This is a genomic window from Amedibacillus sp. YH-ame6, from assembly GCF_053848845.1.
In genome coordinates, this window is the sequence record NZ_JBSPEZ010000003.1 from 1 (window position 1) to 24,682 (window position 24,682).

The 24,682-nt window shown below is 34.4% G+C and carries 24 protein-coding genes; 2 read left to right on the top strand and 22 right to left on the bottom strand.

Features of this window, described 5'->3' with window-relative positions; genetic code table 11:
- Nucleotides 1-259: 259 nt before the first annotated feature.
- The 18 genes from ftsH to ACWG0P_RS03485 all read right to left on the bottom strand — a co-directional run bounded on the left by ftsH (nucleotide 260) and on the right by ACWG0P_RS03485 (nucleotide 19,636).
- The gene (ftsH, locus tag ACWG0P_RS03400; protein WP_455789992.1) at nucleotides 260-2,278 is read right to left on the bottom strand and encodes an ATP-dependent zinc metalloprotease FtsH; all 2,019 of its coding nucleotides are present in this window, start codon (nucleotides 2,276-2,278) and stop codon (nucleotides 260-262) included.
- A gap of 24 nt (nucleotides 2,279-2,302) precedes the next feature.
- Complete coding sequence (gene hpt / locus ACWG0P_RS03405; RefSeq protein ID WP_455789993.1) at nucleotides 2,303-2,842, bottom strand: hypoxanthine phosphoribosyltransferase; 540 nt, start codon at nucleotides 2,840-2,842, stop codon at nucleotides 2,303-2,305.
- A 28-nt stretch (nucleotides 2,843-2,870) separates the two neighbouring features.
- On the bottom strand, nucleotides 2,871-4,091 hold the full coding sequence (gene tilS / locus ACWG0P_RS03410; protein WP_455800491.1) for a tRNA lysidine(34) synthetase TilS: 1,221 nt from the start codon (nucleotides 4,089-4,091) through the stop codon (nucleotides 2,871-2,873).
- A 43-nt stretch (nucleotides 4,092-4,134) separates the two neighbouring features.
- On the bottom strand, nucleotides 4,135-5,985 hold the full coding sequence (locus ACWG0P_RS03415) for a SpoIIE family protein phosphatase (protein ID WP_455800492.1): 1,851 nt from the start codon (nucleotides 5,983-5,985) through the stop codon (nucleotides 4,135-4,137).
- A gap of 66 nt (nucleotides 5,986-6,051) precedes the next feature.
- Entirely contained in the window at nucleotides 6,052-6,630 is a 579-nt protein-coding gene (locus ACWG0P_RS03420) for a hypothetical protein (protein WP_455800493.1), read from the bottom strand.
- 150 nt (nucleotides 6,631-6,780) lie between these two features.
- Nucleotides 6,781-7,872 (bottom strand): MraY family glycosyltransferase, encoded by a 1,092-nt coding sequence (locus ACWG0P_RS03425; protein ID WP_455800494.1) that lies wholly within the window; start codon nucleotides 7,870-7,872, stop codon nucleotides 6,781-6,783.
- 29 nt (nucleotides 7,873-7,901) lie between these two features.
- Complete coding sequence (mreB, locus tag ACWG0P_RS03430) at nucleotides 7,902-8,888, bottom strand: rod shape-determining protein MreB (RefSeq protein WP_455789998.1); 987 nt, start codon at nucleotides 8,886-8,888, stop codon at nucleotides 7,902-7,904.
- Nucleotides 8,889-9,039: 151 nt separating this feature from the next.
- Entirely contained in the window at nucleotides 9,040-9,660 is a 621-nt protein-coding gene (locus tag ACWG0P_RS03435; RefSeq protein WP_455789999.1) for a peptidoglycan DD-metalloendopeptidase family protein, read from the bottom strand.
- A 41-nt stretch (nucleotides 9,661-9,701) separates the two neighbouring features.
- Complete coding sequence (gene spoIID, locus ACWG0P_RS03440; protein ID WP_455800495.1) at nucleotides 9,702-10,607, bottom strand: stage II sporulation protein D; 906 nt, start codon at nucleotides 10,605-10,607, stop codon at nucleotides 9,702-9,704.
- A 57-nt stretch (nucleotides 10,608-10,664) separates the two neighbouring features.
- A complete protein-coding gene (locus ACWG0P_RS03445; protein ID WP_455800496.1) occupies nucleotides 10,665-12,245 on the bottom strand; it encodes a response regulator transcription factor in 1,581 nt (526 codons plus the stop codon).
- The gene (locus tag ACWG0P_RS03450) at nucleotides 12,238-13,899 is read right to left on the bottom strand and encodes a sensor histidine kinase (protein WP_455800497.1); all 1,662 of its coding nucleotides are present in this window, start codon (nucleotides 13,897-13,899) and stop codon (nucleotides 12,238-12,240) included. The genes ACWG0P_RS03445 and ACWG0P_RS03450 overlap by 8 nt, the downstream gene beginning before the upstream one ends.
- Nucleotides 13,900-13,911: 12 nt before the next feature.
- The gene (locus ACWG0P_RS03455) at nucleotides 13,912-14,109 is read right to left on the bottom strand and encodes a DUF1146 family protein (protein WP_455790003.1); all 198 of its coding nucleotides are present in this window, start codon (nucleotides 14,107-14,109) and stop codon (nucleotides 13,912-13,914) included.
- An 88-nt stretch (nucleotides 14,110-14,197) separates the two neighbouring features.
- The gene (gene srtB, locus ACWG0P_RS03460) at nucleotides 14,198-15,268 is read right to left on the bottom strand and encodes a class B sortase (protein WP_455800498.1); all 1,071 of its coding nucleotides are present in this window, start codon (nucleotides 15,266-15,268) and stop codon (nucleotides 14,198-14,200) included.
- A 77-nt stretch (nucleotides 15,269-15,345) separates the two neighbouring features.
- Nucleotides 15,346-16,269, bottom strand: a complete 924-nt coding sequence (locus ACWG0P_RS03465) for a hypothetical protein (protein ID WP_455800499.1) — start codon at nucleotides 16,267-16,269, stop codon at nucleotides 15,346-15,348.
- Nucleotides 16,270-16,422: 153 nt separating this feature from the next.
- Nucleotides 16,423-17,034: an L-threonylcarbamoyladenylate synthase gene (locus ACWG0P_RS03470; protein ID WP_455800500.1), complete on the bottom strand. Its 612-nt coding sequence runs from the start codon at nucleotides 17,032-17,034 to the stop codon at nucleotides 16,423-16,425.
- A gap of 69 nt (nucleotides 17,035-17,103) precedes the next feature.
- The gene (locus tag ACWG0P_RS03475) at nucleotides 17,104-18,048 is read right to left on the bottom strand and encodes a helix-turn-helix domain-containing protein (protein ID WP_455800501.1); all 945 of its coding nucleotides are present in this window, start codon (nucleotides 18,046-18,048) and stop codon (nucleotides 17,104-17,106) included.
- 102 nt (nucleotides 18,049-18,150) lie between these two features.
- A complete protein-coding gene (metK, locus tag ACWG0P_RS03480) occupies nucleotides 18,151-19,248 on the bottom strand; it encodes a methionine adenosyltransferase (RefSeq protein ID WP_455790008.1) in 1,098 nt (365 codons plus the stop codon).
- Between the two features lie 226 nt (nucleotides 19,249-19,474).
- Nucleotides 19,475-19,636: a hypothetical protein gene (locus ACWG0P_RS03485; RefSeq protein ID WP_455800502.1), complete on the bottom strand. Its 162-nt coding sequence runs from the start codon at nucleotides 19,634-19,636 to the stop codon at nucleotides 19,475-19,477.
- Nucleotides 19,637-19,789: 153 nt separating this feature from the next.
- On the opposite strand from ACWG0P_RS03485, the gene ACWG0P_RS03490 reads away from it, so the two are divergent.
- Nucleotides 19,790-20,152, top strand: a complete 363-nt coding sequence (locus tag ACWG0P_RS03490) for an arsenate reductase family protein (RefSeq protein WP_455800503.1) — start codon at nucleotides 19,790-19,792, stop codon at nucleotides 20,150-20,152.
- Between the two features lie 42 nt (nucleotides 20,153-20,194).
- Nucleotides 20,195-20,557 (top strand): metal-dependent transcriptional regulator, encoded by a 363-nt coding sequence (locus ACWG0P_RS03495; RefSeq protein ID WP_455800504.1) that lies wholly within the window; start codon nucleotides 20,195-20,197, stop codon nucleotides 20,555-20,557.
- A 34-nt stretch (nucleotides 20,558-20,591) separates the two neighbouring features.
- On the opposite strand, the gene ACWG0P_RS03500 is transcribed toward ACWG0P_RS03495, so the two are convergent.
- The 4 genes from ACWG0P_RS03500 to ACWG0P_RS03515 form a co-directional block, all read right to left on the bottom strand.
- Nucleotides 20,592-21,782 carry an O-antigen ligase family protein gene (locus ACWG0P_RS03500; protein ID WP_455800505.1) on the bottom strand — a complete coding sequence of 397 codons (1,191 nt, stop codon included), beginning with the start codon at nucleotides 21,780-21,782 and terminating at the stop codon, nucleotides 20,592-20,594.
- Between the two features lie 124 nt (nucleotides 21,783-21,906).
- Nucleotides 21,907-22,575: a hypothetical protein gene (locus ACWG0P_RS03505; protein ID WP_455800506.1), complete on the bottom strand. Its 669-nt coding sequence runs from the start codon at nucleotides 22,573-22,575 to the stop codon at nucleotides 21,907-21,909.
- A 94-nt stretch (nucleotides 22,576-22,669) separates the two neighbouring features.
- Entirely contained in the window at nucleotides 22,670-23,920 is a 1,251-nt protein-coding gene (locus ACWG0P_RS03510) for a GHKL domain-containing protein (protein WP_455800507.1), read from the bottom strand.
- The gene (locus ACWG0P_RS03515; RefSeq protein WP_455793302.1) at nucleotides 23,917-24,618 is read right to left on the bottom strand and encodes a LytR/AlgR family response regulator transcription factor; all 702 of its coding nucleotides are present in this window, start codon (nucleotides 24,616-24,618) and stop codon (nucleotides 23,917-23,919) included. The genes ACWG0P_RS03510 and ACWG0P_RS03515 overlap by 4 nt, the downstream gene beginning before the upstream one ends.
- Nucleotides 24,619-24,682: the final 64 nt, after the last annotated feature.

Below are 24,682 nucleotides of genomic sequence, written 5' to 3' on the forward strand. Positions count from 1 at the left end.
TTACTCCATATTCTTCTATTATATATTTTACAATATCTTTCTTACTCATATAAAAATCCTCCTCTAGTAGTTTTCTTCATTCTACCATTGGAGGATAGTTTACACAAAATTTTTTACAGGCTCTAAAAACTTGTCGTGTCCTTCTTTGGCTCTTCTTAGAGCCTTTTCGTCATGCTTTTTTCGTTTTCTCTCATTTCCACTTAAATTATGCAAGTTCCTAATAGATCAAAAAAAGGAGATCTTTCGATCTCCCTCATTTTTATTCTTTTGATTCGTCGTAGTCGTCACCTTTTGTGAGTTCTTTTAAAGCAGCTTCTACATCAATTTCAGAAGGTCCAGTAGGTTCTTCAACAACTTCTGCTTCTTCTACTTTTTCTTCAGGGATAGTTTCACCACGTGCCGCAGCTTCTTCAGCTAGTTTCTTTGCTTCCTCCATATGTTTGATTTGTTCAGGAGAATTCAAAGTACCATAGTTTACTAAATTTAGAATTTGTTCGCTTGTAATTGTTTCTTCTTCAATTAAAGTTTCCGCAATTAACGTTAACAAATCTTTATGAGCAGTAATGATTTCTTTCGCATGATCATAACATTCATTGATAATTTTACGAATCTCTTTATCGATTTCATAAGCTATCTCACCAGAATAGTTACTTCCACTTCCATAATCTCTTCCTAAGAAGACATTTCCTGAACCATCGTCATATTGAATAGGTCCAAGACTAGACATACCCAAGCTTCTAACCATTGCTTTCGCAATTTTTGTAGCTTGTTGGATATCGTTAGATGCTCCAGATGAAATTTCATTGAATACAACTTCTTCCGCAACACGTCCTCCCATAAGACCTGTAATCTGTCCAAGGAAATCCGCTCTTGTAGGAATCAGTCGTTCTTCTGCAGGGGTCATTAAGTTATAACCACCAGCATTTCCACGTGGAATAATAGTAACCTTTTCCACATTGTCAGCGTTTTTAAGTTTTAATCCAATCACCGCATGTCCTGCCTCATGGAAGGCAACCATACGTTTTTCACCATCTGAATACTTTTTAGATTTCTTAGCAGGTCCCATCATTACACGGTCAATCGCTTCATCTAAATCTTCCATAGTAACGGATTTACGTTTATCACGTACTGCAAGGATCGCTCCTTCATTCAATACGTTTTCAAGATCCGCCCCAGAGAAACCAGGCGTACGTTTTGCTAAGCCTTCTAGGTTAACACCTTTTTCTAACTTCTTATTTCTTGCATGTACTTTTAAGATTTCAAAACGTCCACGTTTATCAGGTAAGCTTACGGTAATCTGACGATCAAATCGTCCACTACGTAACAACGCAGGGTCCAATACATCTGGACGGTTTGTTGCCGCAATAATAACGATACCTTTATTTTCACCCATACCATCCATTTCAACAAGTAACTGGTTTAAGGTTTGTTCACGTTCATCGTTTCCGCCACCCATACCAGCACCACGTTGTCTACCAACGGCATCGATTTCATCGATAAATACAATACAAGGAGCTGCTTGTTGTGCTTTTTTAAACATATCACGCACACGGCTAGCACCAGTACCAACAAACATTTCTACGAAGTCTGAACCACTAATAGAGAAGAATGGAACATCCGCCTCACCAGCAACAGCTTTCGCTAACAATGTCTTACCAGTACCTGGAGGACCTACCATCAACATACCCTTAGGTATACGAGCACCCATATCTGTGAATCGTTTAGGATCCTTCAAATAATCAATAATTTCTTTTACTTCTTCTTTTTCCTCATCACATCCTGCAACATCTTTGAAACGTACTTTTACATTTCCTTCGATTTTTGCTTTGGACTTACTAAATTCAAAGGCTTTATTGCTTCCACCTGAATTCATTCTTGAGAACATAAAGAATGCCACACCTGCAATCAACAGGAATGGAAATACATTCATTAAGAAACGCATCAATAAGCTTTCTTTATTAGGATCGCTTACTACTAACTGCATCTTCTTATTCTTTTTAAAGATTTCCGTTAATTCTTTCACATTTGCTTCTGTGTTTGGAACACGTACTGTAAATGCGGTTTCTTTCTTATCTGCCATATATGTACCTGTTACATCAATAACAGTCGTACCCATTGCCATCTCTGCTTTTTTGAATTCTAATTTTTCAGCACTTGCCAAAAATTCGTTATACGTAAAACTTTTCGCATTGCTTGAATAGTTTGAAAATATCAATAACAGCAAAATACCAATTACTGCAATATAAGGTAGAAAACTTATCATTTTTTTATTATTCATAAGATTTACCCTCCTTTATGAAACCTATTTATAAACGTCAGGTTTTAACACTCCAATGTAAGATAAATTACGGTATAGTTCATTATAGTCTAACCCAAATCCTACAACAAATTCATTTGGGATCTCGAAACCAACATAATCCGCATTGATTTCCACAACTCTTCGTTCTGGTTTATCCAATAAGGAAACAACCTTAACATCACTTGCACCTTTATTTTTCAACATTTGTGTAACTACCTTTAAGGTTCTACCAGTGTCTACGATATCTTCCACCAACAAGATAGAACGATCTTTTATGGAACAGTCTAAATCTTTTAGGATTTTAACATCTCCAACGGATTGTGTACCTTCATAGCTTGATACATCCATGAAATCAAATTGAATATCAAGTTCAATATGTTTCACTAATTCTGCTAAAAAAGGAACACTCCCTTTTAACAAAGCTACCAGAAGAGGAGCCTTACCACTTGCGCGATAATCTTCTGTGATTTTCTTACCTAATTCTTTACATTTTATTTCAATTTCTTCGTGTGTTACTAATACTTTTTGTATTGCGTCATGCATGGTGCTACCTCCTAAATACAGATATAGACTATTTTAACACAAAACAAGTAGGATTGTTAGAAAAATGTTCAATATCACAGCCTAATTTAGGCACTAGGATTACATTTCCTGACGCATTGACCACAACTGGCCAATTCTTACGTTCTTTTTTAGGTATTTTACGGTCTATAAACCATCGATTAAGCTTTTTAACACCAAAACGCATGCGTATTTCATCGCCTTCTATATAACTACGAATAGTAATTGGAAAATCTTCTTTATAAAGTGTAACTGCCTCCACACTACTTCCACTATTGGATACTTCAAAATATGGAGTTTTTACAAGTGTAAGCTCAGCATACTTAAAACAATACGGAGTATGTGCCTTTTTATCGATGCATAGTTTCTCGTATTCACTGTATATACGATACTCTTTCGCAATATCCCTTGTCCACTGGTTTGCCTTGGTATGAATTAGATTATGAATCTGTTTAACTTCGACCAACGTTTCATGAATATGACACTCATCGAATATATAGAACGTTAAAACTAAAAGAGCATGCTCTTCTTCTAAAGCAATATAGGACGCAATTCCTTTATCCCATCCCTTTGAAAAATCTTTTGCACGTGTACATAATTGTGTCCACGCTTCATTTTCTTTATCGATTTGTTTGGCTAATGCTATTTTTTCATCTATACTCATATGCTCAATCATTTCATGCCGGATCTTATTGCGTGTATAGTGATTACTAAGATTGCTTTCATCAATTCCATAAGCAACTCCGTTCTCTTCACAATATGCTTCTAGTTGTGCTTTTGTTTGTGCTAACAGCGGACGTATAACCTTACATCCCATAACTTCACATACCCCTTGAATGCCATAATATACACCCAAGCGAAGGCTTTGTTTTTGCATAATATACGTTTCCAAATGATCATCCAATTGATGCGCCAACAAAACAGCATCTCCTTGATATTTATCCAATACTTCTTTATAGAACTGATAACGCATATCTCTAGCAAAGGCTTGAAAATTACCTTCACACTCTTTATTTTGCATACGTTTCTCAAAGATTATACGATGTTGTTTACAATAGTCCTCTACGATTTCCATATCTCTTGTGGCACTATCTCTTTTTTGATAATTCATATGTGCCGCTATCACATGAATACCTTCTTTTACACACATATCAAAAAGTGCCATGGAATCCGGCCCTCCACTGACACCTATCACATATGTTTTCTTATGATCTAGCTTTAATTTATCCATATGCGTATTATACAAAACAAGACAGGCTATTTCAACCTGTCTTTTACATTTCGTCCACTCTTGCCAAGATAACGGTAGAGTCATCCTTCCTTTGTGTTCTTCTTAAGACTTCCGAAAAGATCTCGATATCTTCTTTTACAGTTCCCCTTTTTCGCTTCTTCATCCATTCCTGTATTTCCTCGATTGTAACACCATCCGATACCATGAGATATTCATCTTCTATTTCACATGTGATTTGGAAACAGTCAGGTTGCATCTGGGAAATGATGCCAACAGGAAGTGCATTCCCATTGATTTCATATACTTGAGACTTTCGTAATAAAAAGGTAGGACAAGCTGCTGATTTTGAGATATAAACGACTCCTTGCGCTTTGTTAAAGCATAAGACATCAAGGGTTGCGAAGGTATCACTTTGTACGAGTTTGTTGATACAACGAATTGCCTGATCTTGCGATATTCCACTGATCATCATACGTTGAAAGATACTTGTAATCAAACGAGAACTCTTCATTGCTCGTTCACCATTTCCCATACCATCTGAAATCATACAAATAACACTTTGTCGAAAACGAAAGATGGAGAATGTATCTCCATTGGAGGTATAAGCATTCTTAATACTGTCTGCGTAAGCATCAATAACAAACGGTATTTTATCTCCTATTAAGATACGATGTGCACCACTTTGAAATCTATGGCTATGTACTTCTTCAATTTCTAATTTTCTATGTAACAACACTTCTAATAAAGGTAATAAGGTTGTACGTATTTCTCCACGATTGATATTCGATAGTTCTAAATTGATTTGTAGACATCCCTCTTTAGGTTCTTCTATGAAAAGTTCTTTTACTTCGTATTGATAGCCCTCCAAAGCCTTCGTTATATAGGCACTATCTTTCTCATTGCCTTCTACTTTTCGTATGATATCCGCATTGTATTGTAGTGCATTTGCCATATTTAACAGTAGTTCTGATTGTACATCGTTCATCTGTGCATAGTATTCCGATAACAATTGGAAGATTCCTGCATAATTATTCATCTGACGCTTGACTACATTATGATTGGAAATTGGTGAGTGTTCTATCAATCTTTGATCTTGTTGTTTTTGTGGATACATAAACAAACCAATGGCCGCAATCGCTATGTATAAATAATCTTCAAAACCCTTCGGCAATAAAAACAACGCTCCTATAATAATACACATTGCATTCTTTCTTTGCTGTTTAAAAATCGCAAGAGCTGCCGCTAATAATAGAATCTTTTCATTTTGAATTGGCAACAAATAAAAACTTACAAGCATTAATGCAATGGACGTCATCGTATCACTGATAAAGCAGATATTTAACAACGCAACCAAATATAATACTTCTTCATAAGCCGGAAATAATACCCCCATAGATAATGCAAGAGCAAATATAAGCACCGCAATGATTTCTTTGGATAACATGAATTCCTTTTTTACCCATCTACAATCTTGAAACATTTGTTGCATTACAACAAAACTCATCAATGGCATAACAATTGTTTTCACAGTAAACTGATAACTTTGAAAACTATATGCCAACGTTATGATACATGCGACATAGGGTAGCCATTGATATAAATTCTTATTGCGAAGTTTTAACACATGAATAATGACAAAATATACTGCAAACCCCAAAGCATATAAATATGCTGGTAACACTCCTCGCACGAGTGCACTTACGACTACAAAAAAAATTGATATCCCCACTTCTCTTGAGGATCTTACATAGGTATAGGTAATAAAGAGCAATGCTAACGCATATGCTAATGGGGAAGAGATACTTCCCACCAGTATCGCAAGTCCTGCACAATATACATCTGATGTCCGTAGCGCAAATCTTCCCTTTACCTTTCTATGGATTGCTTTTTCCAATCATGACCACCTCTTTCTAAAGTATTATAGAAGAGGTCTCTCATGAAATATGTCTGTTTTTGTCTTTTAATCTAGACACATCTTAACTCTCTCTTTAATATCATGAAATAAAGGACTCCTTCGATCAAGATGTGCTTTCACATCAATGATACGTGCGGTATTAATAAATTTCGCATCATTGATAAACAATACGGATTCTTTATTCATCCCTTCCATCTTTCCAAGTCTCATTAGGTGACGTTTTCCTTCTGGGTTATCTTTTCCATAGGCTTGTTGAAAAGCTCCTCTATTCCCACTCATTGGCACTACAAACGCTTTGTTATGGAAGATGGATAGAATGATACCAAAATGTTGATATCCAATTTCATTGATATATGCCTCTCCATAATCGATATAACAAATATCTCCAACACGTATATCTACACCCAGTTCTCCACAATTGTTCACATTTCTTCTTAAGCGCAAATTCTGTTCGGATACAAAACGAGACATCGCCTCTTTTACATCCAACATCATATAATCTCCACTTTTCTCTTCTATGTAATCCTTCCATAAATCACTCCAATATGTCTTATCACCCATCCTTCCTTCTTTCTCTTCTTGTTCCACAATTTCATATAATTTTTTAATTTCCAATTTTACCACCTCTCACTTATATACATACGCTAAAATTTTACAAATTCCTAAAAAATCAACAAAGATTATACTTTTTCATCAATTATCAACAAATAAGATACTTTTCTCCTTATTGAAACAAAAAAAAATATCTGAAATGCGTATCAGATATCTCATGTATTATTTTATTTTCCCTTTGTTTCCAGAGGATTTTCGATATAATTTCTTTAATTTCTTATAGATTCCATTCGCAAAGGATAGAATCGGATGATATTGTTTGGATATCATTCCAGAGAACTCTATAAATAACTCCATAATCAACGCTATAACAAACAAGGCTACAAACCCTGTCATCTTATTGATCATATAGGCATACGCTGTAAATCCAAACATGGCATTTACAATATATAATAGAATAACGGAATTTCGATGTCCAAAGCGATCCATCAACAAATGGTGTAAATGCATTTTATCTGCATCTGAGAACTTGTGTCCATTTAGTTTTCTACGAATGATTGCGCCTAGGGTGTCGATGATAGGTACTGCCAATAATAGAATCGGGAGTGCCAATGTCATAATAGAAGAACTTTTGAATCCTAATAGTGATATTGCGGATACAATAAATCCTAGAAACAAGGATCCACAATCTCCCATAAAGATACTTGCTGGATACGTATTGAAGAACAGAAATCCAAAAATTGACCCAGCCAATAGCAAGCTCATAGTTTGAAGGTCTAATCTACCTTCTAATACCGAGATACAAGCAATTACTATTAAGATAATCGCAGATGTTCCTCCCGCAAGCCCATCCAATCCATCGATTAAGTTCACCGCATTGGTAATCCCAATGATCCAGACGAGTGTTACTAGGATAGAAATGATGGGTATATCAATGGTAATTCCAAAGGGAAGTCGAATCACATCGAGTGCGACACCTCCAACCCAAATCAAAACGATTGCGGCTATTATTTGAAAGCCTAATTTATAATACGGCTTTAGTTCTACCATATCATCAATCAAACCACCAATAAACATAATAGAGCCACCAACCAAAATTCCATTGATAGTCGCATCGGTCTTCATAAACATTGCCATACACACTATAAAAGCTACATAAATAGCAACTCCTCCGATACGAGCGATATTGCCACTATGTATGGTACGATCATTCTTTTTTGCATATAGTTCCATGGATACCGCCATACGTTTTAAAAGCGGTGTAATCACCGCTGAAAGAGCCAAAGGAACTATGATATAAGTTAGCCATTCCAAGGAGATCACCCCGCTTATTTAATAAATTCTTATTGTACTAAATGTAAATTCTCTAATAGAATTCCTGTTCCTTCTGCTACGCAACGAAGAGCATTCTCTGCCACATAGACTGGGATATGTAATTCATGACGTAATAAGTCATCAATACCCTTAAGGAGAGCACCACCACCAGTTAATACAATACCTCTTGTGACAATATCACTAGCAAGTTCTGGTGGAGTTTGTTCCAATACAGTTTTACATGCACGAACAACATCCTGAAGACTCTCTGCCATACTCGCTTGAATTTCTGAAGAATTCAAGGTAATGGTAGTAGGAAGTCCACTCACTAAGTCACGTCCACTAACTTCCATTGTATCTGTTTCACTGCCTTTCCAAGCAGTACCGATTTGTTTTTTAATATCTTCTGCTGTACGATCACCGATCAACAGTTTTTTATCTTCTTTAACAAATTTGATGATGTCACGATCGAATGTATCTCCCGCAACTTTTAATGATGTACTTGATACAATTTCACCAAGAGAGATAACCGCTACATCTGTAGTTCCTCCCCCTATATCTAATACCATACATCCACTAGGTTTTCCAATATCAAGACCAGCACCTACAGCCGCAACTTTTGGTTCTTCCTCGATATATACTTTTTTAGCCCCAGCGCGATATGCAGCATCACGGATGGCATTTCTTTCTACACTTGTAATATTACTTGGGCAACAAATTAAGATTGTAGGACGTTTGAACATCCCTTTGATTGCCAATTTTTTGAAGAAGAAGTTTAACATGATTTCTGTAACTTCGAAATCTGCAATAACACCATCTTTCAATGGACGGATGGCAAGCACCCTTCCTGGAGTTCTTCCTAACATATCTTTGGCGTCCTGACCAGCAGCAAGACATTTTTTTGTTTCTGCATCTATGGACACGACACTAGGTTCGTCGATAACAATACCTTCGCCTTTAACGTACATTAACAGGTTGGCGGTTCCTAAATCTATTCCAACTTCTTTTGAAAACATTTCAAATTCCTCCATTCTTCAAGCATTACCATTATAACACAATTTTTTAATTGTAAAAGTGTAAATATGGGTTTCTTACGGTAACGTAAGTTTTACAAATTTGTAAGCGAAAACATATTGTAAAAAAACAATAAAATAGTACCAATAGGCACTATTTTAGCTCGTTTGGACTCTTATCATACATCAACTTAGGATCCATAATTTTTCCGTTTTTCTCAACGACGATATGTAGATGGTTTCCAAGGTCCTTATTGTAGATATTTTTTCCTGCTTTTGCGATTACATCCGATTGGTGAACACGATCTCCATTCTTCACTGCAATGTCACTAAGACTTTGATACGTTATGGAAAGGTCCTGATTGACAATCGTCACACTTTTGCCAAAGACTGCATCTTCCTTCACTTCACTTACCGTCCCATCAAGACATGCCACAACATCGAATGCTTGATCTTGAAAGGTGTAATCAATTCCTTGATTTCCTCGATATACGCCTTCAAATTTTGTCATCGTTTCCACTTTAGATTCTGATCCATCGAAATATTCAAGTGCTGTTTGTGCTTCTACTGTAAAAGGTTTGATTGCCTTTTGTTGCGCCGTATCTGGCAAGGAAAGCACGGGTACATCTTGTTCCTTAAAGACCGCAGTATCCTTTGAACGAGTCTGTTGATAATACTCATACGATAAATAAGAAACACTCACTGCTAATAAACAAGCCAACGATACCATGAGTCTACGCTTGAAAACCTTTTTTGGTTTTGTATAGCTATACATTTCATCACCTCTAATGATGATTATGCCCTTGCTTTTTTGCTTTATACATCCTTTTTCTCAATCTTTACACCAGAATAGTAATGCGTCAGTATTTCTTCATAGCTCTTTCCTTGTTCCGCCATTGCTTGTGCACCTTCTTGCGACATCCCCAAGCCATGTCCATATCCCTTCGTTGTAATCACATAAGAAGTATCTTGTTTCTTTATGGAAAAACTAGAAGAACGTAAATTCAACTTCTCACGAACCTCACGTCCAGTAAATGTAATGCGATCAATTGTAATGGATTTTACATACCCACTACTGTAATACTCAGGTTCACTTATCTCACTCACTGCCTTTTGAAACCCTAACAAACTACGAAACTCATCCACAGTAAAACTCACTGTTTTTTCATACCCTGGCATACCTTTATCCCACGAACTATCTACACTGCGTAAATAAGGTGTTTCACTATTCCAGTATTCTTCTGAATTTGCCGTCTTCCCACAAGAACTACTAAAGAATACCGCGGATATAAGTTTTCCATCATACGTTAAAACTTTCCCTTTTGTATCCTCAAGTGCCTTCTGAATTTTTTCATGATACATGGAATAACTATCTCCCCATATTTGACGTTGTTGTGCTTCATCGTGATATACCTGTGTTCTTGTAGTGTCATCTACCTGCATACCCCTTTGCATAACAAAAGTTCGTGCAGCAATGCACTGTGCCTTTAATGCCTCTACATTATAAGAGGCTGGCATTTCCGAACCAATAACACCTTCTAAATAAGTTTCCAACGGTAGTTTCACAATTGTTCCATCTTGTCTCGTAACAGACACAATACCCGAAGTATCTTCTTTATTCGTGCTAAAAAAATTCTTCCACTCTATAAAGTGTTCAGAATCATTATGTACCCAAAGCATAAACGCCAATAATACAACCAATATAACGCCAACCAACTTCATCAACAATTTCAAAGAAATCACGCCCTCATACCCCATTGTATGAAGACGTGATACGCCTTATTCATCCTGATCGCTCTTTCTCTTTTTTCGTATTTCACTAGGAGATACTTGATAAAACTTTTTAAACACTTTGTTGAAGTAAAGTTGGTCATCCATTCCAACAGATGCGGCCACATCCTTAATCATACCAGGTTCATTGGTTAAAATATCCATTGCTTTTTTCATCTTCATTTCATTGATATAATAGTTCAAATTCTTTCCTGTTTCATTCTTAAAGGTTCTACTCAAAGAACTCTCGCTCATTTCAAAAGCATCCGCAATCATCTTTAAGGTAAGACGTTTGTCTAGATTTTGTTCAATATAATCGATGATATCAAGTATTTCTTGACGATATTTATTGGCACTACTATCCTTAATCCAAGTTTCTACCTCTTGGAAAGATTCTTCTAGTACCTCATCCAATTTATCAATGGTTTCACATAACCGTATGGAAGTTGCGAGTTTATCAAATTGAATCGCGTGCTTTTTTCCTTTTGAAATTTCATTACCTTCGATATTATTCAAAATAAAGATAAAGTATTCTAAAACCCTATGCGGTTCGATCATATGTTCACGCATATAGGCAAGTGCTTCTTCTTGTAACGCACTTAATTTATCGAAATCTTTAATGTTCATGGCTTCTAATATATCTAGATGATATTGTATATCGTTGATGTTAAGTTCTTGGAAAGGCTGTTCTTCTTCCATTTGAATCAACGATCCATCTCCCTCATAAAAACGACGCTCATGTGCACTTAATAAAGAACGATAGGAATCATAGAACTCCCCAAAAGAATGTAATAGATCCGATAAGGTAATTGATAAGTGCATATCTAGATATTGATTGATATTACGCATAATACTAGTACAAATATTCAACACCCTTAGCTTCTCTGCTGTATTGAACAATATCAATCCAGAGTGATTACTAATAAATAAAACCGTGTGTTCAATAGGGACTGGTATAGATTCCCTAATTAAATCTCGTATATTATTCTTTAAGAGTACGTGATCTTTGATTTTATCGTTATATAAATGGTTAATGTTATCAATTCTAAAATATGCAATCTGGTAATGTTGTTCGTAATTTTTATAATAGGATAAAGATAGTGCTTTTTCATATTCTTCTTCATTTAGTACATGTTCATTCTTCGTTAAGACCAAGCACTGTTGTAATGCTTTGATTGCTTTTTCACTTTCTTCATCACGATTAGCGGATGTGATGACACAGCTCTCTTTTACTTGGGAAATGATTGCTTCTAATTCTGTCTTTTCTAATGTCACCTTTAGTAGATAGTCAAAAGCTCCAGCCTTCATAGCGTCTCTTACATATTCAAAATCTGAATAATTACTCAACGCAATAATCTGGGTATTTTTATTCTTTTCTTTTATTTTACTAATAAGTTCAATACCATCCATGCCAGGCATTTTCAAATCGGTGATTACGATTTCAGGTTGGTAAACATCGAATAATTTCAATGCCTCTTCTCCATCTTTCGCAGTTGCGATAACCTCACAATCAAATGCTTGCCAGTCCATCATATTTTTTAAGGTAATACGTATCAGTCTTTCATCATCTACAATCAATACTTTATACATGTTGATCCCCCTTAACATAAGGTAGTAATAATGTCACAATGGTTCCTTGATGGACAACACTTCTAATATTCATAGAGTATTGTGCACCATACATCAATTGAATACGTCCTTGTATATTTTCAATCCCAATGCCACTTAAGTTTTTATTGGTTGTCTCTTTTTCAATCTTCTTAAACCCTTTTCCATTATCTCCAATTTCAATTTTCAAATACATGCCTTCTTTCTGAACACGAATCGTTAAAATTTGATGTTCTTTATCTTCTTCAAATGCATGTAAAATACTATTCTCTACAATTGGCTGTAAAAGGAATTTTAGAATTTTACAATCCATGACATCCTTATCCACATTATACACTGTTTCAAACAAATCTCCAAAACGCAATTTTTGGATAATGATGTAATTCTTTAGATTTTCAAGTTCTTCTTTTACGGTTACCACATCATGACTATCCACAATGGTATTACGCAATAATTTCGCAAGCGCACTAATCCCTTCGCTTACAGGCTTATCATCGTTCATAATCGCAAGGAAATGCAAAGTATTTAATGTATTGAATAAAAAGTGTGGATTGATTTGAGCTTGTAATAATTGAAACTGTGTTTCTCGTTTTTGTTCCTGTTCTGTTTCAATCGTATTTACCAACTCATCAATACGATCTAACAATTCATTAAAGTTCGTCGCAACTTCATGAATTTCATCCTTACCATCATCAATCACTCGATCTTGTCCAATTATATTTCCCTCATCGGTAGAACGCATCACTTTTAAAATATTGTCAAGTGGATCATAAATACTTCGATACACTACAGCCGCAATCATTTCTAATATGATTACTAAAATAATTCCATAAATAAATATCATATTTCGAAAGTTATGAAATTCTTCCAATAAGTAATCCGATGATACAAGATGAACAACTTTCCAATCCATCCCCTCAATGACCTTTGCCTCTACAAAAAATTCTTTACCATTTAATGTGATTTTATCTTTCTTCGTATCTATTGCGATAGTTTCATATATAGAACTCCCAAACAAATATGAATCATTTTTATCTAATACAATCAACGTATTATACGCATTATCCATTTGAGAAAAAGTAGGGCTTAAAGATGCCTGGTTGACTTCACAAACGAAATATCCTACCAAAGTATGGTTTTGATAAATACCAGAACCAAGAAGAATCTTCTCACTATATTCATCGTATCCCCATGCGCTACTTTGATTTTTTATATCATCCTTTAATAATTCCAACTTATATGGCGTTTCATTCTCTTTATGATATACTAGTACTCCTTTATCATCGAAAATCTGAAATCGCCCTTTTCCTTCTACGCTTAAATTTTGTTTCATAAAAGATTCAAATTCTGTTTTGCTAGCATCTGGATTATTTAAAATATTCAAAAGAAATTGAGACTTACTTATATTTTCTACTTGCTCTTCCATTCTCTTCGTATTCAATCGAATATTCTCTTCCGTCAATGTAACCGTTACTTGCGAATTCTCTTTGTTTTTTGAAAGGATAATCTCAAGACTTGTAAAATAGTACAACAAAAACATTAGGACCATCAATCCTAATGGTAGTACAATGAACGCAAAAAACATTCTCGATTTAATTCCACGTTTTCTTAAAAAAGAGCGAAATTTTTGTATCATTTTATACCATCCTTACATGTAATACGTAATAGACAACAAGAACTGAGCACATACATATCCTAGTCCAAGTGATAACAACAGCAACAACATTTGTACTTTACCAGGTTTTTTAACATCACAGAACTTATCAAAACGAACACTACTAAGTGCCCAAAAGCTTAACATAAAACAAATCACATGTACGCTTAATCGTATGAGATAATATTGCATGGCACATCCTCCATTTCTTTCATTATACTAATTCATAAGGCAAAGGAAAAGAATTTTCCAAAAGAAAATAGATATATCTTTTATATACCTATTTCCCCTTATGTATAAATTGTTTTATTTCTTGCCATATTTGGAGAATTAAGAATTTCACAAATCGTAATTTTCCATGAATTCCCTTTACGTATTTATCATAGAATTCTTGATCTTCTTTTGAACGTCGCTGTATATGTAACAATACTGCATATACCCCTATGATTGAACAAATCGACACAAGATAAGGAATTGCGAATTTTAAATCTGCCATTGTTTGATCTTTAAAACTAACGGTATCTTCTTTTTTGTTTTCTTCCACCTGTAAAATATCTGGATCTTTCATACCCTTCATAGTATGCGTTGTTTCTACAGCGCTCTTATACTTACATTCTACGCGTTCTTTCAAAACCGCCTGTACAAGAAAACGTTCTTCATCTCTTACATTTGTACAAGTGGAGAGTGTTAATATCTTATCCTCATTTGTAACTTTCATATCTTGATCAATAATCCCATTTCCCATATGAAAAACTTCATCTAAATAGGACTTGAATACTTCTTTATCTTTAAAATCATAAGAGTACAACAAGTGGCGATTATCAAAGGTATAGGCCGCAAATACTTCATATTGATAAATCGCGTCTGGAGTATACATATAAATATATCGATGTGCATCAAAGAATGCTTCCTCTTCATATTTCATGAGGTCATAAAACATGGTACCATAAGCCGCAGACATATTATGTCCATAGATGATCGTATTAGGATCATCAAACTTCTTTGAAGTTTCTTTTTCTGAATAAATACTTCCAGGATATCCATGTTTACCATCAATTGTATAATTCAAATAGTGAGAATTATCACTTTCATGTTGAAGTACAGGATAATCTACTTTCGTATCATCTATGTATAAATATGCATAAACATCTTTATTGATATCCCAATAACTATCAAAATCAATTGGATTATTTAACTGTAATCCTATCTTTAATGAATCAAATCCATTCACTACAGAGGCAACCTTCACTTCTTTCGCTGGGCGATTTTGAAAGTATACGCCTACAATAGAAATACAGGCAATGATAACAATGAAACATTGTATTTTTTCAAACGTACGATATTTACGCATCATTCGCCCTCCTTTTAGTAAATGAAGGATGGTGTCATATTACGACTCCATCCTTCATATTATATCATACTCATTTTTTATTTTTTAGTTTTCTTTCGTAACATACTGCAACTACCGATTGCGATAGTTCCAATTCCAATGGTACTTAATAATGGCAACATATATCCAGTACTAGGTGATTGAGCAACTGGTGTTACAACTACTTTTGGTTGTTCTTTTTTTACTTCTTCTATTTTTGGAATCGTTACTGGAACACTCACGTCTACAGAAAGTGTTGTGCCTTCTAGAGCACCTTCCAAAACGATTCTAATATCTGCTTTACCTGTTGTTGGATCAACGGTATTTTTGTATCTATCAATTGCGAAATCTTTTGTTACATATGGAACTATTTTTCCATCAATATTCACGTTGATAGTTACTTCTACATCTTCTTTTGAAACTGTTTGAACACTTGTTGATTTTGAAAAATCTTTAATGACTTTTACAGAAATATCTTTTGCTGTATACGTTGTATTCTGTACAGAATATAAGTAATATGGTCCAACATTTTGAGCTCCACCATAATCACAATAGTAAATCCATAATTGTTCCCCATTCGCATCTTTTTTATCTACTGGAGCGAACAAATGACCTTCATCACATCCATCAAAAAGATTATCTCTTTTAATAACATCCACAGGATATCCATCAATATTGTACATCACATCGCCATCATCTTTCCCATAATAAGATTGGGTTGTATCCAACGCTCCCGTAACTTGTACATTCGCTTCCAATCCATTTGGAAACTTAGCACTCATATAATTAGGGTCTGTTAGTCCAGCTTCTGTAGACATAAAATATGCACCTGGTTGTAAGTTTTGTGGATCAGGAATACTTAGTTTTGTAACATTGTAGTAAATAATTCCTGTTACTTCTTCCTCTGCCTTAACTACATTCGTTGTGGCACAAACTCCAAGTGTCATGGCAACAGCTGCCAGCATTGTTAAAATCTTTTTCATATTTTTCTCCTCCATTTTCTCGGACTCCCCATAAGCAAGAATCTTTGTCAATATAATTCTAACAAATTCGTGACATTTTAGAGTCATTTCGTACCATTTTTAAAACTTTCTTAAACATTTCCAAAAAGAAAAAGAATCCATTTAGGATTCTCTCTAGGATAACAATACGTTATCCATCATTTCTTTATCTATTGGACCTTCTCGCACAATAGTTACTTCTTCCCCACTCATATCTACAATCGTACTCGCAATTCCACCAGTTGCACAACCTTCAACAATTCCATGAATTCTTCCATCTAACTGTTTCAAAACTTCTATATCGGTTTGTCCAGGTTCTTCTCCCGAAAGATTAGCGCTTGTTACCAACATAGGTTTTCCACACTTACTAATGAGTTCTAATACAAAATCATCCTCAGGCATACGAATACCCACGGTATCAAACCCATTTGTAAGATAGTCAGGAAGTTCTTCACGTTTCTTTAGTATGATTGTAAATGCTCCTGGCATAAATGCCTGAATCAATTTTTTAGCCATTTCACTAACATGCGCAATTTTCTCAATTTGTTCTAACGAACACACCATAGTAGGAATCGGTTTATTTTCAGGTCTACCCTTACTAAGCTTCAACGCTTCTAGGGCATCCTCATTTTCATAAATAACACCTAACCCAAATACAGTATCCGTAGGAAACGCAATTACTTCACCCTTTATGATACATGATACAATTTCATTTATATCTTCTTTTTTATAATGTTTCGTATTCATGGTTACACCCACTTTCCACTTAGTATTTTATCACTTTTTAATCCCTATGAATACTCCTTAAAAATAAAACTATCCATAAGGAAACAACAACATAAACACAATCCCTACAACACTAACAATCTCCCCAACCAACAACCACATCCAAGATATTTTCGTTCCCTTTTTTATACGAAAATTAGACACGAATAATATCACCATATGTAGTAAAATAATAAGGAACATAAACCCCATCACGATAAAAGCATCCTTTGTATTGTTGCGAATATCATGAATATAAAATGTTAGAAGAACACTGGCTAACAACAAAATAAAATTCCCTAAAAAGTATAAAACATATTTCATTCCTTCGCGTTGGTACACTTGATCTTTTGGATCTGTAAATATTCGATTACGATATTTCATACTTGTTAGGATAATAGAAGCAATAAAATTTACAACAAATATAGGTAACGCTAGAAATGCGTATTTCTCTACTGCAGCCCAACAGAAAAACAATACAAGCATATTTCCAAATACATGCATCCAAGTAATCTGCATGAGCATTTGAAGCAAGCTTTTACTAGCGATTGAAGTATCGTAATGTAAACCATCATCATATCCAGCTATCATAGTAAAGTCCTTTGTCTGTATTGCTTGTTTAAACGTAAATAAAACGGTTGTATTCATTAAGAACATAATCAATGATGAAACAATCGTTATAAATGATAACTCTAAATACCATATACTAACACCAACGAAAATAGATAAACACAAACTACATACATAAATGCGCATAATCAAACGCAACTGTTTGTTATGTTCAAGTTCTTCTTGATCTCCTTCTACCAAGGTTTGAATTGGTAGACGAAAAATCTTTGCGATATCTTGAATACTCGATAAATCTGGTTCACTCAATCCTCGTTCCCAATTGCTGATGGCTTGTCTTGTAACATGCAATTGTTTCGCAAGTTCTCCTTGTGATATTGATTCTTTCTTTCTATAATATTGTATTTGTTTCCCTATTTCTGCTTTCATAGACACACCTTCTTTACGAATAGGATAGCGTACAACTACCCACTTTGTCCATAAGAAAAAGGGCAACAGTTTATTGCGCCCTTTAACATTCGTATATATGTATTAAAACTTGATATCTTTCATCTGTTCCCAACTAAATTCTTCTCTACCAAAATGTCCATAACATGCTGTTTTCTTATAGATTGGTCTACATAAATCTAGTTCTTGAATGATATCTTTTACTTCAAAACTAAAGTTATCTTTTATAATTTGCAAGATTTCATCATCTCCACAAGTTCCTGTACCAAAACAATCCACCATGATAGATACTGGTTTTACTTTACCAATCGCATACGCCACTTGAATTTCGCATTTTCTTGCAAGTCCATGAGCAACTATATTTTTTGCGACATAACGACAATAGTACGCAGCACTACGGTCTACTTTGGACGGGTCTTTACTAGAGAAACATCCTCCACCAATACGTCCCATTCCACCATAAGTATCCACAACGATTTTTCTACCCGTTGTACCACTATCTCCAAATGAACCTCCAACAACAAAGCTTCCACTTGGATTGATTAAATAAATTGTATCCTCATCTAACAATTCATCCGGAATTACTTGCGATATAACATCGCGCATAACTATTTCCGCAATCTCTTGTTGAGTCGCATGTGCTACATGTTGCGTAGATACAACAATGGTATGAATTCTTTTAATTTGATCGTTTTCATACTCTACACTCACTTGTGTTTTCCCATCTGGCAATAATATCGCGTTCTGTTTACGAACATCACTTAAACGTTTCGCTAGCTTATGTGCATAGTAAATTGCCGCAGGCATATATGCTTGTGTATCATCACATGCATACCCAAACATCAACCCTTGATCTCCAGCACCAATCTCTCCATCATCTTGTACAACCGCGTGATTGATTTCATTGGATTGCTTATTTACTTTCACAAGAACCTTATATTCTTCTGTATATCCAATTTCTCTGATGGTATCTAGTGCTATTTTTTCATAATCTAAATGTGCGCTTGTATTGGCTTCTCCATAAACAAATACCAATTCATCCTTAATCGTTGCCTCTACTGCCATTTTCGCATTTGCATCTTGACGTAATGCTTCATCTAAAATGCTATCCGCTATTGCATCACAAATCTTATCTGGATGTCCTTCTGTAATACTTTCTGATGTAAAAATGTGTCTTGTCATACTTAATATCCTCTACTTTCTTTGTATAAAAAAGCCTTCATTCGCGTACGAGAGAAGGCACCATAGATGATATACGTGTTCTCTTATCGCTGTTAGCATTACCACCTTATAGGAAAACTACAGGTTGGCGTGGGGTATTAACGAGCTAACTCTCTAACCCAACTCTTGATAAAAAGGCAACTATATTAAAACATATTACAATCACTTTTACAACATAAATTTATTTTTAGTGTAGACTTAAGGAATACATCTTAATTACTTTATGAAATACTACATCTACACCTGTTGAGCGCACCCATTCTTTTAGGTCGTCAATGTATTCTGGTTCTTCTTGTATTTCCATGATATTAATCATGATTTTTATCAAGGCATCCTCGCTTTGATTCATCGATCCCACCCTATCCTTATCATGAACATCTCCCCTTTTGTTCTTTTTTATTTTAACACAAATTCAAACAGAAGTTCTTAATTTTAAATTAAGTTGCAAATAATTTGAAATTTGATCAATTAAACGCTATTATTTAAAAAAAGGAGATATCATATGAGCATATTATTTATAGAATACCCTACATGTTCTACATGTAAAAAGGCAAAGAAGTTTTTAAAGGATCAAGGTTGTTCTTTACAAGAACGCCACATCGTAACGCAAACACCTACCAAAGAAGAACTAACTCGTTGGTACAAAGAAAGCAATTTACCACTTAAAAGATTTTTTAACACCTCTGGCAACCTTTATAAAGAAATGAATTTAAAAGAAAAGCTTCCTACTATGAGCGAAGATGAACAACTCACTCTTCTTAGTCAACATGGAATGTTAATAAAGCGTCCTTTGGTTATTTCAAAGGATTATATATTTGTCGGATTCAAAGAAGAGAATTATGAAAAACTGTGTCCAGAATGTTAAATTTATGGTATATTGAATGTACAGAATATTGAGGTGATCATAGTGAATTTAGGTGAATCATTAGAAGATTATTTAGAAACGTTATTGATATTAGAAGAACAACACGGGAAAATTCGTTGTGTTGATGTCGCAACCTTAATGCAGGTATCAAAACCAAGTGTTAATAAAGCGATGAATGTATTAAAGGAAAAAGGTTATGTTCTTCAAGAAAGTTATGGAGATATTCATTTTACCAAATCTGGAAAAACACTTGCAATCGAAATTTATAATCGTCATAAGACCATTACAAAGTTTCTCCATGAAGTTTTAGGTGTAGATGAAAAAACCGCAGATGAAGAAGCATGTCATATTGAGCATGTAATAAGTGAAGAAACATTTCAAAAAATCGCATCCTTCAAAAAATAAAGGAGTTATTCTCGAGAATAACTCCTTTTCTATGTTAATCCACACTATTTTTTCTAAAATATATACTTGCACTAGAGAATATTAATAAAAATAAAGTTCCAGTTTGTACCCAATAGACCGTAAGGTCCAATAAACCATGTAAAATTACAGTAATGATAAAGCTAACAATCAATCCAAATAATGGCAGGTCAATCTTACGCTTTGCCAAACGATAAATATCTTTAAGGTTATTCCCGAAATAAACAGCTACAATCAACACTGGAATAACTCCATGACTAAGAATTGGATCAAGAAAGATATTATGCGCATGTTGCGTTGGGTGACCATTATAAAGAGGATATATTTTATAATAGGTTAATGGACCTTCTCCGAAAAGCGGATGCGCTTCTATTCCTTTGATAGCCGCAGACCAAATACGTCCACGTTTTGCGAAATCCTTCCCAATAAAGGAAGCACGTTTCATTAACATTGGATTCATCAATACTAGAGTTACAGCACCTGCTATTCCTACCAATGATAATCCAAACAGTTTATACATCTTACAACAAAGAATCAACACAGGCACACTAACTACAAATGGTACCCAAGCTGTTCTACACCCTGTAAGTAATAATGCGAATAAATTCAAGAATACTGTAATGGAATAGAAAATAGTATGTTTTCCACTTTTCCACTGCATCCCTTTATAAAGACAAATAAGGATAGTGAACTCTAACATCATCGCATAATAATTAGCATTAAAGAACATAGAATGTACACGATTCTTAGGACTATTGGCAATAAATAATTCAAAGACACTATGACCCAAACGCTGACAGATTACAAAATATTCTATGAATCCATAAATAGCACAAAGAATAGATAGTACACAACATATATCTAGCATTACTTCAAACAAACGCTTTGTCGCAACACTACGATAAAAGAATATAAACATAAATAACGCTAAGATGCCTATTCCACATCCAAACCCTAAATAGTTTCCATAAAATAATGCGACTAGAGTCGTTATAATACAAAACGCAATTACAAATTTACTACGAGGTATTTCCTTAATAATAGAACCTAGTCTTTTTTCCTTTATTAAATAACCAACGATTCCTACCAATACTAGAATCGTGATTACAAAATAACAGTACAAAGACGCAACACCTAATAAAATCAATTTTTCATCGAACGTAAATGTGTTCAGTTGTTGATGACACCATATCTTTAGTTTTTCCAAGAAGACCCCTCCTTTTGAATATGTAATATTATAGCACCGCCACAAGCAAATAACAATTTCATAATTTAACCTAACTCTCTCCTCCTAACAAAAAGAAGCAGTTTCCCGCTTCTTTCTTCTATAATTAAAATCTTATTTTTTTATTTAAGGAATCTAAATAATCATAGAGTACCACGTTTTCATCTTTCATGGCTGCTTCTAATTTATATGGATCAGCTACTTGAACACCTGCACTTCGGAAGAATCCAATTAGATTTGCGATTTCTTCCCTCGTTAGCGTGCCAGCAAATGGAACACCATACCCCGATGGAATAATAGGTCCATTTTGTCCTGGATTTATATAAACCAAAATTTTTTCTTCTCCTACTTGAAGACGTAATTCAAAACTAAATCTTTTATAGGCATAAGCACCCCATTGCGACTGGAAGGTAAAGGTTAACTTATCGATGCTTGCTATAGGAATACTGCGATAAAATGGTTTCATCGTATCGTTGATCAGTGTATACCAAGCAATCTTTAGTTTTTTCATTGTACTATACTGAGGTATAATATACACAGTGTTCTCATCCATCTCTGCGATTTGATTTGCAGGTACAATTAACGGCATCCAACAAAAGATACAAACAATGACATACAGTATAATACATATGGAAAGGTTGGATAAGGAAATTATTCCAGCCATCTTGAAGCATTTCATAATAGCCGCTCCAAATAAAACTCCTCCAAGTATCATAACTAATAAGCTAATCACTACATACTTTCTTGACATTACTCGATTTTTATTCATGTTCATAATAGAACCTCCAAAGATATATTATCTTTACACCACTATCATATTCTATTTATTTCACTTGTGTAGCAAGTATGCAGATGTGGTCATAAACGCATCATGAACGGTCAGAAAACAAGGTGATGGTTGTGATAAACAAATGATGTTCTTCCTCAAAATGATACTTTAACGCACCCTTATACTTATTCGCAATGATTTCCATATTGCGCATGCCATACCCATGATATAAACTATCTTCTTTTGTAGTCTTAAGTTCCCCATCTTCTTCTAAAATATTCATACAACTATTCTTCATCTTTATCACAACAAAACCTGTTCGATTTTTCATTTTTAAAAGGATATGTCGATCTTCACACTTCAAACAGCTATCGATTGCATTATCTAACAAATTAGATAGAAGTGCACTCATATCAATGATATCAATGAAACTATAATCCACATCATCAATTTCAACATTACATTGAATACTCGCACTTTGAAACCTTGGACGATAGGTCTGTAGGATGCGATCAATCAATGTATTTCCAGATATTTTTGAATATAACATTTCATCCGTCTTATTCTCTATTTCTCTTTTGTATGTTTCAAATTCTTCCTGTGATTGTTGGATTTCATCTAGCATACGTAAATGTTTCTTCATATCATGAAGTTGTTGCATAATCATTTTATTTTCTTTTTCTAGAACCATAAAACGTTCTTTATTTTCTTTATCTGCATAGCGTTGAATGGTAAGTTCTAATACGTTATCTTTGCTTGTTTCCATGGTATAAAACATACGAAAAATCCCTATCATACAAATGGTTAATGCTTGTGGCAACAAGCTTATTACATGTCCTTCTTCAAACTTCCCATAGATAGATAAGATAAAATCAACACTGCATAACAACAATATACTGCATACAACAATACTGATATAAGGCGATTTACGCAAATTATGAATGTACTGTAAGTACAACAAAGAACAAATGATAAACACATTGCAAAACATAGTATCCATTGTAAAATGAAACGGCCAAGAAAGTGTTGGTACAATACTTGTAATATAATGCACACCCAACATTATGAACGTGGTAATAAGAACAATTACAAAATAGGAACCTAATTGAGCCCCATATCCTTCTTCTTTATAATACATATATATTGGCAAGATAATAAGAATTCCATAATATAAGAATACGAAGTACCTCTCCGGTACAAATAAGAATACAAAACAACTTATTAGAAATGCTATCGCATAACGATTTAAGCAATTTGCATCCGTGTGATAATGTTTTTGGTATGTCTCATGATACATATACACCATATAAAACAATACAAATATCTGTATAAATATAACGATATAATTCATACAATCATCTCCTGATAACAAATCCACGCCTTCTTTACATCGTCATACCTGCGTCTAGCAATCGGCAATATTTGTTTATTTTCTAAAACCAATGTATCTTTAGCTATTTGTTCTATATATTTCACATGAACATAAATCCCTTTGTAACATTCCACAAACCCTTCTGTTAATTTAACAGCCCAATAGGAAACATTTTCTTTACTGCTAAACACTTGTGCTCTTGTATGAAATTGCACCTTTCTACCATAAGTTTCAAAGTAGTATACATCACTCGTCTTTACTCGTACTTCTTCATGATGATCACTCAAAAGAATACTTGGGCGTTCCAAATAATCTTTTAGCACTTCATCTAATTCGCTATATAGTAAAGATGGAGCAACTGGTTTCAATAAATAACGAGCTGCCCGGATTTTATATCCTTCTATGGAATATTTAATAAAACTTGTAATTACCACTATGATAATATTGGGTTGTGACTCACGTAGTTTTTTTGCGATGTCTATCCCGTTTTCTGTTCCCACTTCAATATCCAAAAACAATACATCATACATTTTAGAACATTTTAAAATAGACGTGCCATCTTGATATATATCGATGCGTTCATAATCCAGATTACGTTTATCAAGATATGGGAGTAATAATTTTTTCGTCTTACTTGCTTCTTCCACATTATCATCTAGAATTGCTAAATTGATCATTGCGCACCCCTCAAATTTCTTTTCATATATTATACCATTATCCCCACTTTCATAAACCCGCTTT